At 69.1% G+C, this 1,027-nt stretch carries 2 protein-coding genes and 1 pseudogene; all 3 read right to left on the bottom strand.

Features of this window, described 5'->3' with window-relative positions:
* On the bottom strand, positions 1 to 300 hold a 300-nt coding region (locus IF83_RS0129430), incomplete at its 3' end, for a GTP-binding protein (RefSeq protein WP_208605960.1).
* Positions 281 to 823: a DUF742 domain-containing protein gene (locus IF83_RS0129425; protein WP_030549430.1), complete on the bottom strand. Its 543-nt coding sequence runs from the start codon at positions 821 to 823 to the stop codon at positions 281 to 283. The genes IF83_RS0129430 and IF83_RS0129425, both read right to left, overlap by 20 nt.
* 105 nt (positions 824 to 928) lie before the next feature.
* Positions 929 to 1,027: pseudogene (locus IF83_RS0129420) on the bottom strand (roadblock/LC7 domain-containing protein); the annotation flags it as partial.

Genomic DNA, 1,027 nt, shown 5'->3' with positions numbered 1-1,027 from the left:
GTCGTCCCACATGAACCAGAAGCGGTCCTGTCCGGGGGTGCCGAACAGGTACAGGATCAGGTCCTGGTCCAGGGTGATCCGGCCGAAGTCCATCGCCACGGTCGTCGTGGTCTTGTCCGGCGCGTGCGTCAGGTCGTCGATCCCCGCGGAGGCAGAGGTCATCACGGCCTCGGTGCGCAGCGGGTTGATCTCCGAGACCGCGCCGACGAACGTGGTCTTGCCCACGCCGAAGCCGCCCGCCACCACAATCTTCGCGGAAGTGGTGGAGCGTGCCGCGCCGCTAGAGCTTCCGAAGTCCACTGAGCACCCTTTCGAGCAGTGTCACGTCTGGCTGGCCGCCGGCGGACTCGTCGCCGCCGGGCTGATGGATGGCGACGAGCCCGGCCTCGGCCAAGTCGGCGACGAGGATTCGGGCGACGCCGAGAGGAATGGTGAGGAGCGCGGAGACCTCGGCGACCGACTTGATCTCCCGGCACAGATGGCAGATCCGCTGGTGCTCCGGCAGTTGGCCCTGGAGCTGGCCCGGGGACGCCGTGGTGTGCACCAGCGCCTCGATGGCGAGCTGGTAGCGCGGACGGGTCCGGCCACCGGTCATGGCGTACGGCCGCACCAGGGGGTTCCTGCTGCCGGCCGCGGGGGAGCCCTGCCGGCGCTGCTGCGGCTGCTGATGATGCTGCGGCTGCTGCTGCTCGTAGGGCGACCGCTGCGGCGGCGGCTCCTGGTGGTGGCCGGGTGCGGAGGGGTAGTCGTATCGCTGCCCGGGCTCACCCTGGGGCTGGGGTTGATATCCGCCATAGGGGTACCCGCTCGGGGGCGTTGCCACGTCTTCCTCCTCCAACTGCCTCTGCTCTGCCGGTCCCCGTTTGCTGCGAGAGTCCCGCGTCACCGCACCTTATGGCGCGGTGACGCGAAACGCACGGTGTCTTGGTCAGTTGAGAAGACTTCCCTGGAGTTCGGCTCGGAGGTCCGGGGTGAGGACGTTTCCGGCGCGGTCGACCAGGAGTGCCATCTCGTAGCCCACGAGGCC

The sequence above is a fragment of the Streptomyces albus subsp. albus genome (genome assembly GCF_000719865.1).
Taxonomy (GTDB): Bacteria; Actinomycetota; Actinomycetes; order Streptomycetales; family Streptomycetaceae; genus Streptomyces; species Streptomyces albus_E.
The sequence above is the reverse complement of the archived record's forward strand: the minus strand, read 5'-3'. Positions and strand labels throughout refer to the sequence as shown.